Here is a 14,094-nt window from a genome sequence, read left to right as displayed (position 1 = left end):
ACGAGGAGGCGCCAGGTTAAACTGAAGGGACTGACCCCGGAGGAGTTCCGGAGACAGTCCCTTGCGGCGTAGTTCTTATTTAAGCCGTCCAGGTTTTGGGGTGCAGTTCAAAAAGACTAAAAAAGCCCCAGATTGGGTAGCTAAAAAAGCCCCGTCCCAAAAAGACTACCCTGGGCGTCTGGTTGATTAGTCGTTGGGGACGTTCTTGAATGACTAGTCGTTTAAGAACGTCCCCAACGACTGGGTCGGAAAATTTCTTAAAAAAGTTCTTGCCCTGAGCTGATTCGTCCGTATAATAAACTTCGTTGCTTGAGAGCATGCACCTATTCCTCGGTAGCTCAATGGTAGAGCACGCGGCTGTTAACCGCGCTGTTGTAGGTTCGAGTCCTACCCGGGGAGCCAGAATTTCTCAGCCCAATCTGCTGGGCTTTAAATTCCTCGGTAGCTCAATGGTAGAGCACGCGGCTGTTAACCGCGCTGTTGTAGGTTCGAGTCCTACCCGGGGAGCCAGATTGTAAAACCCGTCGCTTTTGCGGCGGGTTTTTTCATGCCGCGATTGCTTAACGCAAACGTTGCCATATCAACATTTCGTGTCGAGGATGTAATCCCACGACCCACCACCTCAACATGCCGCGGTCGTTGTAGAATATTGCAATGATTGCTCCCACGACATGGTGCCGCGAGCACCAGATAAGGAGATTCTTGTGTCTGAGACCATTAACGGCAGCCTGAGCGTCTCGAACGACGTTATTGCCGATATTGCCGGTTATGCCGCGATGACGTGCTATGGCGTCGTCGGTATGGCCGAGCAGCTCCAGGGCGCCGAGAGTGTGCGCCTGCTTGCCGGTCAGCGCCTCCGCAAGGGCGTGCTTGTCTCCGCCGACGAGAACGGCCTTACGGTCGATCTTCACGTCGTGCTCGAGAACGGCGTCAACATGAAGTCCGTCTGCCACAATCTTTCGAGCTCCGTTGCTTTCACCCTGCAGGAGATCGCCCAGATCGATCCCGCCAGCCTTAAGATCGGCATTCACATCGACGCGCTCAAGAGCCGTCTGAACTAGCATCCGAAAACGGAGATTCAAATACTCATGATTGTAAAGACCATTCGCACCTGTTTTCCGATCGCTGCGGCTGCCGTTTCCGACAAGGCCGAGGAGATCAATAAACTCAACGTCTTTCCCGTGCCCGACGGCGACACCGGCACCAACATGTCGCTCACGCTCGCCTCGGTGACCAAGGAGCTTTCCGCCCTTCCCGCCGATGCCGATATGGAGGCCATCGCCGGCGCCATCACCCACGGCTCCCTCATGGGCGCCCGCGGCAACTCCGGCGTTATCACCTCGCAGATCCTGCGCGGCGTGGCCGAGGGCCTCGTCTCTGCCGATGAGCCCATCACGTCTGCCGACATCGCGCATGCTTTCCGTCGCGCCGTCAAGGTCGCCTTCCAGGCCGTCCGCAAGCCCATCGAGGGCACGATTCTTACGGTCCTGCGCGACGTCTCGACCAAGGCCGACGAGTGCGAGAAGAAGAAGTTCTCGGCCGAGGACGCGCTCGACGCCATCGTCGTCGAGGCCTACCAGTCTGTGGCCCGCACGCCCGACCTGCTGCCCGTTCTGAAGGAGAACGGCGTGGTCGACTCCGGCGCCTTTGGCTTCGCCATCTTCCTGGAAAACTTCGTTGCCGCTGCTCTGGGCCGCAGCACCGTTGTCGAGGATTTCTCCACCACGTTTGATTCCGCTGGCTCTGCCCGCGATGCGGCCCTCGGTCGCGTCGAGATCGAGGCCAACGACGACTGGGAGGGCTCGGAGTTCCGCTACTGCAACGAGTTCCTCTTTAAGGCCGACGCCCCGTTTGACGAGGACGAGTGCCTTAAGTTCCTGGGTTCCATGGGCGACTGCGAGCTGCTCGTGGGCGCCTACCCCGACTACAAGATCCACGTGCACTCCAACACCCCCAACCTGGTGCTCGAGCACATGCTGCAGCTTGGCCAGATCTACGAGGTCTTTATCCACAACATGGAGATGGAGGCCCACGACCGTACCGCTAAGATCCACGAGGACCAGCAAAAGGCCGCCGAGCCCGCCAAGGCCCTGGGTTTTGTCGCCGTTGCCGCCGGTTCCGGTGAGGCCGACATCCTCAAGTCCCTCGGCGTTGACGTGGTCGTTTCGGGTGGCCAGACCATGAACCCCTCCACCGCCGACCTGCTGGGCGCGGTGGACCAGGTCAACGCGACTTCGGTCATCATCCTGCCCAATAACGGCAATATCCGTATGGCTGCCGAGGCTGCCGCTTCTGCCTGCACCGACAAAAAGGTCGCCGTGGTTCCCACCAAGACCGTTCCGCAGGCGTTCTCCGCTCTGTTCGCGGTGCTGCCCGATTCCGAGCTCGAGGACGCCGTTGCCGCCATGGTCGATGCCATCAGCGAGGTTCGCGATGGCGAGGTCACCCGTGCCGTGCGCGATTCCAGCGCCTCTGACGGCTCGCCGATTCACTCCGGTGACGTCATGGGTATCATTGCCGGCTCCATCGACGTGGTCGGCTCCGATGTGAAGCAGGTCACGCTCGACTGCATCAACCGCATGCAGGAGGAAGAGGAGGGCGACGCGCTGACGATTCTGGCCGGCGAGGAGCTGTCCGATGAGGCCTTCCAGGAGATCGTCGACGCCATCGAGGAGGCTCAGCCCGACCTGGAGATTGACGCCCATCGTGGCGAGCAGCCGCTCTATCCCGTGATCTTCTCGATCGAGTAGGCATCTGCCCATGTCCGAGCTGTGCTCCGTGCCGCGCGTCTCGGAGCGCTTTGCCCAGAGCAATGCGCTCGACGAGGATATCGCGCGACTCAAATATGTTTCGGGTAAACGTGAGGAGGCCCTTCGCCGTCTGGGAATTAGGACGGTGGGGGACCTCCTTCTCCATATCCCTCATCGATATCTGGACTTTACGCGCTCCTGGTCCATCGAGATGGCGCCTATCGGTACGGTGTGCACGATCGTCGCCACGGTCGATCGTATCGTTCAAAAGCAGCCCCGCCCGCGTATGCAGGTTACCGAGGTCTCGCTTGTGGACGAGACGGGCGTGCTGCAAGTCGCTTTTTTCCGCCAGCCCTGGATTGCCCAGCAGCTCAAGCAGGGCGACCGCCTGGCCGTGATGGGTAAGGTCGAATTTGCCTACGGCTTTAAGCAGATGGCCTCGCCGCATTTCGAAAAGCTCGAGGACGGGCGTGCCGCGGGCACCATCCTGCCGGTTCACTATGTGAGCGACGGTGTGAGCCAGGCTTGGATGCGCCGTATCGTGAGCGGCGCGCTCGAGATTGTCGGCAATCCTTTCGACCCGATTCCCGCGCCCCTGCGCGCCAAGCGACGCCTTATGAGCAGCGCCCGTGCGCTGCGTTCGATTCACTTTCCCTCAAGTATGGCCGAGCGCGATATCGCGCGCGCACGGCTTGCCTATGAGGAATGCCTCTATCTTCAGCTGGCGCTTCGTCTGCGCAACGACGGCGGTATGGTCGAGGTGGTTCCCTACACCCATACCGCGGGTGGTCATTTGACGGCGCTTAGGCGGGCCCTGCCGTTTTCGCTGAGCGACGAGCAGGAGGCCGCGTTCCAAGACATCCTGCATGACATGTGCGATGGCGACCACGTGATGAACCGCTTGCTGCTGGGCGATGTCGGTACTGGCAAGACCGCCGTCGCCGCCTGCGCGCTGGCAGTCGCGGCCGATTCGGGTACCCAGTCCTGCGTCATGGCACCCACGGGCGTGCTGGCGCGTCAATATGCCGATAAGACCGGCCCTTTGCTCTCGCAGGCCGGTATGTCCTGGGCGCTCCTGACGGGTGCTACCCCGGCCGCCGAGCGCGAGCGCATCCATGCACAGCTGCAGTCTGGTGAGCTCGATGTGCTCTTTGGTACCCATGCGGTCCTTTCGGATAACGTAACGTTTAAACATCTTTCACTCGTCGTTATCGACGAGCAGCATCGGTTTGGCGTGGGGCAGCGCAATGCCCTGCGTGCCAAAGGCCCAGGTGCGGACTTGCTCGTTATGACGGCCACGCCTATTCCGCGCACACTGGCGCTCTCGGTCTATGGCGACCTGGACACGTCCATCATTTGTCATCGCCCCGTCCCCGGGGCCGGCGTCTCGACGCGCGTGCTCACCGAGTCGAGCCGCGACCTGGCCTACGGTGCCATTCGCGAGGCGCATGCCCAAGGACAGCAGGCTTACGTTATCTGCCCGCTTGTGGAGCCGAGTGACTCCGCGGACGATTTGGAAGACGTTCCCGGCATTGCTCGCGACGATGAAGGTCGCGTGACGGTGCCCGTGCCGTTGCACGACACCGCGACCGAGCTCGACCGCCTGCGTCTGGCATTGCCGGGGCTTTCCGTCGAGCGTCTTCACGGCCGCATGCCGGCGGGGGAGAAGGACCGCGTGATCGACGCCTTTAAGCGCGGCGAGATCGACGTGCTCGTCTCGACTACGGTGGTCGAGGTGGGCGTCGACGTGCCCAACGCCACCGTCATGGTTATCGAAAACGGCGAGCGCTTTGGCTTGGCGGCCCTACATCAGCTTAGAGGCCGCGTGGGCCGCGGCAGCGTGTCGGGCACGTGCCTGGTCATGACGCATTCCAAGGGCAATGGCGGTGTGTCTGCTGCGCAAGACCGCCTGCGGGCGCTCGAAAAGACCTCTGACGGTTTTGCACTTGCGCAGATGGACCTGCGTTTGCGCCACGAGGGCGAAATCTTGGGTTATCGCCAACATGGCGGTGTGACCCTGCGTTTTGTGGACCTGGACGCCGACGAGGATCTTATCGAATGGGCCCATTTGGACGCGATCGAGCTCTTGCGGTATGCTTGCAACCTTGACTCCGTGGCGACGCGTCCCTTGCGCGATGCGGTCGCCACGCGTTATCGACATATCTTCAAGGAGGTCAGCGGAGGATGAGAATCATCGGCGGTGAATGGCGCGGCCGCAAGATCGAAGAGCCGCGTGGGCGCGATGTCACCCGTCCCACGACCGACCGCGTGCGCGAGGCATGTGCGTCCATGGTCATGTCGGCATTCGATTTCGATCTGGACGAGGTCCGCGTGCTGGATGCCTTTGGCGGCTCCGGTGCCCTGGGAATCGAGATGCTCTCGCGCGGCGCTCGCTCGCTCATCACGTTCGAGATCGATCGCAATGCCGCCCGACTGATCACTAAGAATATCGAGTCGCTGTGTCGCGACCGCTCGCGTTGGCGCGTCGTTACCGGCGATGTGTTGGCGAGCGCCTCGCGCGGCCGTGTTCCGGGCGGCCCCTTTGATCTGGTCCTGCTCGATCCACCCTATGCCTTTGGCGCCGAGCCGGTCGAGAAGCTGCTGCGCAATCTTGCCCAGCAGGGCTTGCTGGCACCAGGGGCCTTTGCCCTGTTTGAGCATGCCGCAAGCGATGCGGGCGCTCATCCGGCTGGTTTTGAGACCGTGCGAGAGAAACGCTACGGCATTACCTCGGTTGACTTGCTGCGCTGGGTGGCCGCGGACGAGTGCGACCATGCTAATGACAGCGATATTGACGAGGACGTGCCTTTGGAGGATACCCATGAATGACACTATCAACCGCGTGATCGTTCCGGGTACGTTTGACCCCATCACGTTTGGTCACATCGATGTAATCCGCCGCGCCCGCCGCATTTTTCCCAGCGTGATTGTCGCCGTGGCGGAGTCGCAGGGCAAAAACGGCGTGGGCACCACCTTTATGCTCGATGAGCGCGTGGCGTTGGCCCGCGAGGCCCTGGGCGATATTGACGGTGTCGAGGTACTGCCCTTTACCGGCCTGTTGGTCGATTTTGCCCGTGAGCAGGGTGCGGGTGCTGTGGTCAAGGGCCTGCGCGCCATGACCGACTTTGAGTACGAGCTGCAGCAGGCGGACCTCAACTATCGCCTGGACAACGAGCTTGAGTCCATTTTTGTCATGAGTGCGCCGCAGTACGGCTATATCTCGAGCTCGGTGGTTCGTCAGATCGCATCGCTCGGAAGCGATGTGTCGACGTTTGTGCCGCCCAATGTGGTCGAAGCGCTTAAACATCGCTTTTCGTGACGTTTCATATTGCCTGATGGCATGTGGTAAACTAACACGATGACATGTTACCTATGAAAGGAGACCGGATGCCGGGCGAGAATTTTCCTGGCGACAGGATCGTGAGCCTTGTCGAGGAGCTCGAGGGGCTCATCGAAGAGGCTAAGACGCCGTTCGGCAAGAATGCCCAGATGAAGGTTATCGATGCCGACGTCTTCTTTAACATCCTTGACGAGATCCGTATGAGCTATCCCGAGGAGTGGCAGAAGTCCCGTCGCATCCTCAAGGAGCGCGACGAGCTTATGGCTTCCGCCGCCGCTCAGGCCGATTCCATCATTGCCGATGCTCAGCAGCAGGCACTCACCATTGCCGGTGAGCAGGAGATCGTCCGCTTGGCGCAGCAGCAGGCCGACGATATCCGTGATCGTGCCCAGCAGTACGAGCGCGAGACGCGCTATGCGGCCGAGGATTATGCCGAGCAGGTCTTTACGCACCTCGAGGAGAACCTCAAGAGCCTGACCGGCACTGTTACCCGTTGCCGTCAGCAGCTCAACGAGGGTGCCGCCCAGCAGAACGGTCAGTGGTAATGGCTGAGTTCCCGAGCGTTACCGTCGATCTTTCCGAGCAGCTCGAGTTTCCCGGAGACTCGTATCCGCTGACCGGCAAGGTCGATGTCGCCACCTACACGGTGGGCGAGAAGGAGTACCAGCTGCAGGACGGCATTGCTTACGACGTGGTTTTTACCAATGCGGGCACCGGTGTTCTGCTCTCCGGCATGGTTCGAGCGCACGCCACCGGCGAATGCGATCGCTGCCTTGAGCTCGCCTCGTTTGATATCGCCGGCGAGATCGAGGAGTTCTACCTCTTTGAGGAGCCCGAGGATCCCGAGGCCTACGAGGACGGTTACGAGCTTTTGGGCGAGGACCGCATTGTCGATCTGGGGGAGCCCATTAACGACGCCGTTGTCATGGACACGCCGTTTGTGGTGCTCTGCAAGCCCGATTGCCGCGGCCTGTGCCCCACCTGCGGCATCAATCTCAACGTCGAGCAATGCGATTGCGCCGCCCAGGCCGAGGCCGAATGGGCCGCTGCCACGGAAAATCCATTTGCAGCATTGAAGAATCTCAATCTTGATGAGTAAAAATGTGGTAGTATCGCTACTTGCGCGTAATCGCCACACTGGATAGTTCATAAGGAAGGTCACTATGCCCGTACCTAAACAAAAGCAGGGTCGTATCCGTACCCATACCCGTCGTTCCGCCAACATGAAGATCTCGGCTGCGGCTCAGTCCACGTGCCCCCGTTGCGGCGCTGTCAAGCTCCCGCATCACGTGTGCCCCAGCTGCGGTTTCTACAAGGACCGCGAGGTTATCGTTACCGAGTAACTGTATACTCTGGATACGATGCCGTTCCAACTGGAACCACAATGGCCGGCTCAATGAGTCGGCCATTTTTGTATAAGGAGCACTTGAAATGAGTAACGTTCGCGTTTGTGTAGACGTTGTGGGCGGAGACGAGAAGCCCCAAGTTGTCCTCGACGGTATTGAGGCCGCACTTGCCGCCGATCCCGATATCGAGGTCATTGCTGTTGGCCCCGCCGATATCGTCAACCCCTTTGCCGCGGCGCACGCGCGCGTGGAGGCTCTGGAGGCCCCCGATGTCATCGCCATGGACGACGATCCCATCCGCGCCGTGATGACCAAGCGTAAGTCTTCGATCGTGCTTGCCTGCCGTGCTATTAAGAAGGGCAACGCGGACGCGTTTTTCTCCGCGGGGTCGACCGGCGCCATGACGGCTGCCGCCACCGCCTACGTGACGCCGTTTAGATATTTGGTAGAGGGTAAGAAGCAGCCGGTGCGCCCATGCCTCACCAATGCGCTGCCCAACCGCGCCGGTGGCCTTACGGTGCTGTGTGACATGGGGGCCAACCCCGATGTCGAGGTCGACGACATGGTTCGCTTTGCCCAGATGGGTGCAGCCTATGCCCGCGTGGTCCTGGGCATCGAACACCCGCGTGTGGGCCTGCTTGGCAACGGCACCGAGGACGAGAAGGGTTCTAACTTTACCAAGGCGTGCTTCCCGGCTATGAAAGCCGCGGTTCCCGGTTTTGTGGGCAACTGCGAGGGCACCGATCTTACGTCGGGCAATTTTGACGTTGTGGTCGCCGACGGCATGTCGGGCAATATTGCGCTCAAGGCAACCGAGGGCGCTGCCAAGTTTTTGCTGCAAGAGCTCAAGGGCGCCTTTATGTCTTCGCTCGGTACCAAGATCGCCGCGCTGCTCATCAAAAAGCAGATGCGCCAGATGAAAGCCAAGCTCTCGGGCGATGCCAAGGGCGGCGCGATCCTGCTGGGCCTTCGCGGCGTCGTTTTGATTGGCCATGGCGCCACGTCGGCCGAAGCCGTTAAAAACGGTACGCTCGCCGCGGCTCAGGCCGTTCGAGCCGGGCTTATCGAAAGCATTGCCAATTCCATGGAAGGTATCGTTTAGCAAGAGCTCCGTTACGTGGCTCAAGCTATGCATCGTGGGGTAGAATCGGAGCCGTGCTGCAATGCGGCTTCCGCCCGCGCGACACATTGTATTCCACGACTTATGAGAGGATGCGCTATGGATCGCTCCGAAATCTTTGACAAGATCGCCGAGATCGCTGCCGACGTGCTGGGCGTCGACGTTGCCGAGATCAGTGATGAGACGACTTTTGACGACCTCGATGCCAATTCGCTCGAGCGCCTGCAGCTGGTGACGGCCATCGAGGACGAGTTTGACCTCGAGATCGATGACGAGACCCTGTTGTCGCTCACCTCCGTTGCCGACGCTGTCGACGCTATCCAAAACGCCAGGGAGGCCTAGGTCTTGGCTTTATCTCAACGACTCACGCGCGCTCAGGAAATCCTGGGCCATGAGTTTAATAACAAGGTGCTGCTACGCGCGGCGCTCACCCACCCCTCGGCAGTAGAGGGGCAGCCGGTCTCTGCCAGCTATGAGCGGCTTGAGTTTTTGGGTGACTCCATTCTGGGCGCCGTGGTTGCCCGTTCGCTCTTTGAGTCTTATCCCGAGTTCGATGAAGGCAAGCTCACGCGTCTGAAGGTATCGCTTGTTTCGGGTGCCACGCTGTCCGAGGTTTCGCACGAGCTGGGCATCGACGACATCATCATCTTTGGCGCCTCCGAGACCGGTACCGGCGCGCGCGGCCTTAACTCGGCGCTCGAGAACGTCTATGAGTCGCTCGTGGGTGCGTTGTACCTCGATGCCGGTTGGGATGCGGCGGCGGAGTTCATCCATCGCACGCTTAAGCCCCATTTGGCCTCCGAGCGTGCCGAGCACCCCGCGAACCCCAAGTCGTTCTTGCAGGAGTGCGTGCAGGCAGACGGTCACGAGCCCCCGGCATACAAGCTGGTAGGCTCCGAGGGCCCGGCACATGCGCCCACCTTTACCGCCGTGGTGCTTGTCGACGGTATCCGTCAGGGCCGCGGCACCGGCGCCTCTAAGAAAGAGGCCGAGGGAGCCGCTGCACTCGAGGCGCTCGACCGCATGGGTTACACCACCAACGGTGTGATTCTCAACAAGAAGCCCGTTTAAGCGAGGAACCGTGTATCTCAAGTCCCTTACGCTCAAAGGGTTCAAGTCGTTTGCCGACCGCGCCCATATGACGTTTGAGCCGGGCCTGACCGTCATCGTCGGTCCTAACGGCTCGGGAAAATCGAATATCTCCGATTCGATTCTGTGGGTACTGGGTGAGCAGAGCGCCAAGCAACTGCGCGGCCAGGCCATGGAGGACGTCATCTTCTCGGGCTCGTCGGCGCGCAAGCCGGTGGGCGTTGCCGAGGTCACGCTGGTGCTCGATAACTCGGACCATGTGCTGCCTGTCGACTTTGATGAGGTTGCCATCACCCGCCGCATGTATCGTTCGGGCGAGAGCGAATACCTCATCAATTCGAGTCCGTGCCGCCTGATGGATATCCAGGACATTTTGCACGATTCGGGCTTGGGTAAGGATACGCATTCCATTATCAGCCAGGGCAAGCTCGATGCCATTTTGCAGAGCCGTCCCGAGGAGCGCCGCGCCCTTATCGAGGAGGCTGCCGGCATTTCCAAGCACAAGCGCCGCAAAGAGCGTGCGCTCAAAAAGATTAAGTCGATGGACGAGCACCTTACTCGTGCCCGCGACATCAATAAGGAGATCGCCCGTCAGCTGCGACCGTTGGAGCGTCAGGTCGATCGCGCGCGCAAGTACAAAGAGCTGTCCTCGCGCGCGAACGAGCTTACGCAGATGCTGGCCGTTGACGAGCTTCGTTCGCTGCAGTCGCAGTGGAACGATCTGGAGAGCCGTTCCAAAGAGGGTGCCGCCGAGCTGGAGCTTGCGCAGTACCGCTTGGGCGAAAAGGAGCGCGAGCTCGAGAAGCTCCAGGTGATGCTCGAGGAAAAGGGCCTGTTTGTGGGCGACTTGGGCGAACAGCGCCGTCATATGCAAGATGTGGTCGGCCGTATTAACTCCGATATGCGCCTGCTCGAGGAAAAGGGACACAATATGGTGTCGCGCCTGTCCGATATGCGCGGCCAGATTTCGAGCTCCGAGCATCAGCGTCGTCGCGTGGTCGAGGAGCTCGAGGATGCACGTGCCCAGCTTGAGGAAGTGACCGGTGCGCACATGCAGGCCCAGGACGACGTTGACGCCGCCGGCCCTGCCGCCGCCGAGCTCCACGAGCGCCGTGTTGCGCTCGACAATCAGATTTCGCAGCTTACGCGCGAGCAACGCGATGTGCAGCGCGTGGCCGACAAGGCTGCGCTCGAGCTTGCCAAGGTGAAAGACTCGCTGAGCAATGCCGAGGTCGAGGACAACATGTATGCCTCGCGCCTGGAGCAGATTGACGAGCAGCTCGAGGAGGTCACGGCCTCGCTCGAGAGCCGTCGCGACCGTGCCGAGGAGCTCGACGGCGCGCTCGATCAGGCTCGCCAAGCCCAGGCCGATGCTCGCCAGGCCACCGAGGTCGCCCGTGCGGCGTTGAAGGACTTGCGCGCCCGTGAGAGCGAGTCGCGCAACAAGTTGTCCGAGGTGCGCTCTGAGCTTGCGAGCCAAAAGAAGCTCGATGCCCGTATGGCCGATAGCTCGCCGTTGGTGAGCCGTCTGGTAGGGGCATTGGGCGATGACGTAACGGGCCGTCTGGGCGACGTGCTCGAGGCGCCGCGTGAGCTTGAGGGCCTGGTTGAGCAGCTGCTTGCCGGCGATATCGATGCCCTGTTGTTTGATGACGCCGCCACGCTTGAGCGTGCCGGTCGTGCGGCTTTGGACCAAAAGAAGGCCTCGGGCGAGGCACTGCTGGTGGCGCGTGGTGTGAGCGGCTCTGCTGCTGCCGAGGGCGCTGCCGGTTCGCGTCTGGTGGATCGCCTGTCCGTGCGTGCCGGTTATGGCCCGATTGTCGAGGCACTGCTCGGCGGCTATTACGTGGTCGATGACTTGGCTTGTGCGCTGGCGGCGCCAGTCGTTGACGGTGTGACCTATGTGACGCCCGATGGCGCTCGCGTGAGCTTTGGTGGCCTGGTGCGCGTGGGGCTCGATGCCGGCGAGGCCTCGGGTGCCCTGGAGCGGAAGCGCCGCATTCGCGAGCTCGAAGGCCTGGAGCCCGATTTGGCTGCCGTTTTTGAGCATGTGTCGAACCAGGTTATCGAGGCCAATGCGGCCGTCGAGGAGGCGCGTGCCGCCGAGGGTGATGCCGCCGGCGAGATCGCCCGTCTTGAGGGCGAGCGCCGCTCGCTGCTCTCCGAGATTGGCCGCCTGGAGCAAAGCGCCAACAACGCCGAGGTCGAGCGTGCGCGCATCTCCAGGCGCCGCGAGCAGGCGGCCGAGGCCGTGAACGCCGCGCGCCCGCGCGTTGACGAGCTCACCCGTTCGCGCGACGAGGCCCGTGCGCAGGCAAGCGACCTGGGTCTCCAGATTGCCGAAGCCAACGACGAGCTCGATCGCGTGCGCCGTGACGATTCCGAGGCAGCCGGTAAGCTCGCCGATGCCAAGGTGCGCCTGGCCCAGACGAGCGAGCGCCTGCGTTCGCTGAAGGGCCGCGTGCCCGATCTGGAGCATCGCCTGGAGGGCATTGACCGCCGTATCCGCGGAACACGTCAGGCTTCGCGCTCGCTCGAGCTGCTGCGCCTGCGTGTCGATCCCATGCACGAGCGCTATTCGGCCCTGCTGGAGCGTGCATCTGATTGGGCCGCGCGCCTGCGTGACCAGGCCTCACTCGAGGAGGCAGACTCGGCTTCGCTCAAGAAAACCATCGAGGATGCCAAGGCCGAGGTCTCCCGCGCCAAGGAGCGGGTCGATGCCGCCACGGCGACACAAAACGAGTTCAAGGTCGCGCGCGGCAAGCTCGAGGTGCAGGTAGAGGCGGCCATCAAGGCCATTACCGCCGATGGCACCACCGTGCTCGAGGAAGCGCTCATGCTTCCTGCTCCCACCGACCGCGACGCCGCCGAGCGCGAGCTCAACCAGCTCGTGCGCCAGATCAACAACCTGGGCCCTGTGAACCAGGTTGCCATGGAGGAGTACGAGCAGCTCAAGCGCCGCGCCGATTACATCGAGGAGCAGCTGGCCGATCTGGAGAGCGCGCGCAAGGCGCTCACCAAGATTACCGTGGCCATCGACCGCAAGATGCGTAAAGCCTTCCTGGTGACCTTCGAGAAGGTCGATGCGAACTTCCGCGAGATCTTCGCCATGCTGTTCCCGGGTGGCCAGGCACATCTGGAGATGACCGACCCCGAGCACCCGGCCGAGACGGGCATCGAGGTCGTGGCGCAGCCGCGCGGCAAGCGCATCACCAAGATGATGCTCATGTCGGGCGGCGAGAAGAGCCTGACGGCGCTTGCCCTGCTCTTTGCCGTGTATCGCACGCGTACGGTGCCGTTCTATGTGCTGGACGAGGTCGAGGCGGCGCTCGATGACGCCAACCTGTCCAAGCTCATCGGCGCGCTCGACGTGCTGCGTTCCGATACGCAGCTCTTGGTTATCTCGCATCAGCGCCGTACTATGGAGGACGCTGACGTCCTCTACGGCGTCTCGATGCAAGCTGACGGCGTCAGTCGCGTCGTCTCGCAAAAACTCGATCGCGAAACCGGAAAGGTCGTGAATGCATAATGGGATTCTTCGATGCTCTCTCGCGCGGACTTGAGCGTAGCCGCGAGGCCCTCAACGAGGTCTTTTACTTTGGCGGCGAGGTCGACGAGGATTTTTGGGAGGACCTAGAGGACACCCTCGTCATGGGTGACATGGGTGCCGAGGTCGCCATCCAGGTCTCCGACGACCTGCGCGATGCCGCGGCCAAGAAGAACCTCAAGACCGCCCCGCAACTCCGTCGGGCCCTGGCCGAGCAGCTCGAGCAGCATTTTGTACCCGTCGAGCGCGATCCGTTCGCCGACACGCCGAGCTGCGTGCTGTTTGTGGGCATCAACGGTGCCGGCAAGACCACTACGGTCGGCAAGATCGCGAGCGCCATGGCCGCCCGCGGCAAGAACGTCGTGATCGGCTCGGCCGATACCTTCCGCGCTGCCGCCATCGAACAGCTCGATGTGTGGGGCCAGCGCGCCGGCGTCCCCGTCATAAAGCGCGACCGCGGCTCAGACCCGGCAAGCGTTTGCTACGACGTGCTCGACGAGGCCGATAAGCGCGGCAGCGACCTGGTGCTCATCGACACCGCCGGTCGTCTGCACACGAGCCCCGAGCTCATGCGCGAGCTTGCCAAGGTGGTCAACGTGACGCGTAAGCGCGCCGCCAATATGGCCGCCGGCCCCATGCCCGTCTCGGTCGTCCTCGTGATCGATGCCGCGACGGGCCAAAACGGCCTGAACCAGGCACTCGAGTTTAATGAGGCGCTGGGTCTGGACGGTATTATCATGACTAAGCTCGACGGCACGGCAAAGGGCGGTATCGCCATGGCCGTGGCCGAGAAGCTCAAGCTCCCGATTCTGCGCGTGGGCGTGGGCGAGCAGGTCGATGACCTGCAGGAGTTTAATGCCAAAGATTTCTGCCGCGCCCTGGTGGGCGAGTCCAACTAAGGA

General features: G+C 61.7%; 14 protein-coding genes and 2 tRNA genes. All 16 read left to right on the top strand.

What is annotated here, in order from left to right; genetic code table 11:
- A partial coding sequence (locus tag ACTM86_RS06650; RefSeq protein WP_441015707.1) for an IS3 family transposase occupies window positions 1-72 on the top strand: 72 nt, incomplete at its 5' end.
- A 255-nt stretch (window positions 73-327) separates the two neighbouring features.
- Window positions 328-402 (top strand) — tRNA-Asn (locus tag ACTM86_RS06645).
- 33 nt (window positions 403-435) lie between these two features.
- A tRNA-Asn gene (locus tag ACTM86_RS06640) sits at window positions 436-510 on the top strand.
- A 161-nt stretch (window positions 511-671) separates the two neighbouring features.
- On the top strand, window positions 672-1,061 hold the full coding sequence (locus tag ACTM86_RS06635; RefSeq protein WP_187361832.1) for an Asp23/Gls24 family envelope stress response protein: 390 nt from the start codon (window positions 672-674) through the stop codon (window positions 1,059-1,061).
- Window positions 1,062-1,088: 27 nt separating this feature from the next.
- A complete protein-coding gene (locus ACTM86_RS06630; RefSeq protein WP_427728121.1) occupies window positions 1,089-2,750 on the top strand; it encodes a DAK2 domain-containing protein in 1,662 nt (553 codons plus the stop codon).
- A 10-nt stretch (window positions 2,751-2,760) separates the two neighbouring features.
- Window positions 2,761-4,938 (top strand): ATP-dependent DNA helicase RecG, encoded by a 2,178-nt coding sequence (gene recG / locus ACTM86_RS06625; protein ID WP_441016345.1) that lies wholly within the window; start codon window positions 2,761-2,763, stop codon window positions 4,936-4,938.
- Window positions 4,935-5,579 (top strand): 16S rRNA (guanine(966)-N(2))-methyltransferase RsmD, encoded by a 645-nt coding sequence (rsmD, locus tag ACTM86_RS06620; protein ID WP_441016342.1) that lies wholly within the window; start codon window positions 4,935-4,937, stop codon window positions 5,577-5,579. Before recG ends, rsmD begins: the two co-directional genes overlap by 4 nt.
- Entirely contained in the window at window positions 5,572-6,069 is a 498-nt protein-coding gene (coaD, locus tag ACTM86_RS06615; RefSeq protein ID WP_154515440.1) for a pantetheine-phosphate adenylyltransferase, read from the top strand. Before rsmD ends, coaD begins: the two co-directional genes overlap by 8 nt.
- 68 nt (window positions 6,070-6,137) lie before the next feature.
- Entirely contained in the window at window positions 6,138-6,635 is a 498-nt protein-coding gene (locus ACTM86_RS06610; RefSeq protein WP_154515443.1) for an ATPase, read from the top strand.
- Complete coding sequence (locus ACTM86_RS06605) at window positions 6,635-7,189, top strand: YceD family protein (RefSeq protein ID WP_154515446.1); 555 nt, start codon at window positions 6,635-6,637, stop codon at window positions 7,187-7,189. The genes ACTM86_RS06610 and ACTM86_RS06605 overlap by 1 nt, the downstream gene beginning before the upstream one ends.
- A 64-nt stretch (window positions 7,190-7,253) precedes the next feature.
- Window positions 7,254-7,433 (top strand): 50S ribosomal protein L32, encoded by a 180-nt coding sequence (gene rpmF / locus ACTM86_RS06600; protein WP_022094017.1) that lies wholly within the window; start codon window positions 7,254-7,256, stop codon window positions 7,431-7,433.
- Window positions 7,434-7,521: 88 nt separating this feature from the next.
- Window positions 7,522-8,538 carry a phosphate acyltransferase PlsX gene (gene plsX / locus ACTM86_RS06595; RefSeq protein WP_154515449.1) on the top strand — a complete coding sequence of 339 codons (1,017 nt, stop codon included), beginning with the start codon at window positions 7,522-7,524 and terminating at the stop codon, window positions 8,536-8,538.
- A 117-nt stretch (window positions 8,539-8,655) separates the two neighbouring features.
- Window positions 8,656-8,898, top strand: coding sequence for an acyl carrier protein (locus tag ACTM86_RS06590; protein WP_441016339.1), 243 nt, complete (start codon window positions 8,656-8,658; stop codon window positions 8,896-8,898).
- A 3-nt stretch (window positions 8,899-8,901) separates the two neighbouring features.
- A complete protein-coding gene (gene rnc / locus ACTM86_RS06585; RefSeq protein WP_154515455.1) occupies window positions 8,902-9,627 on the top strand; it encodes a ribonuclease III in 726 nt (241 codons plus the stop codon).
- A 10-nt stretch (window positions 9,628-9,637) separates the two neighbouring features.
- Entirely contained in the window at window positions 9,638-13,174 is a 3,537-nt protein-coding gene (gene smc, locus ACTM86_RS06580) for a chromosome segregation protein SMC (RefSeq protein WP_441016336.1), read from the top strand.
- The gene (gene ftsY, locus ACTM86_RS06575; protein WP_271807278.1) at window positions 13,174-14,091 is read left to right on the top strand and encodes a signal recognition particle-docking protein FtsY; all 918 of its coding nucleotides are present in this window, start codon (window positions 13,174-13,176) and stop codon (window positions 14,089-14,091) included. Before smc ends, ftsY begins: the two co-directional genes overlap by 1 nt.
- Window positions 14,092-14,094 lie beyond the last annotated feature (3 nt).

The organism is Collinsella sp. HCP3S3_E11 (assembly GCF_052067375.1).
Taxonomy (GTDB): Bacteria; Actinomycetota; Coriobacteriia; order Coriobacteriales; family Coriobacteriaceae; genus Collinsella.
Note: the sequence above shows the minus strand (reverse complement) of the source record. Positions and strands in the feature narration are given on the sequence as shown.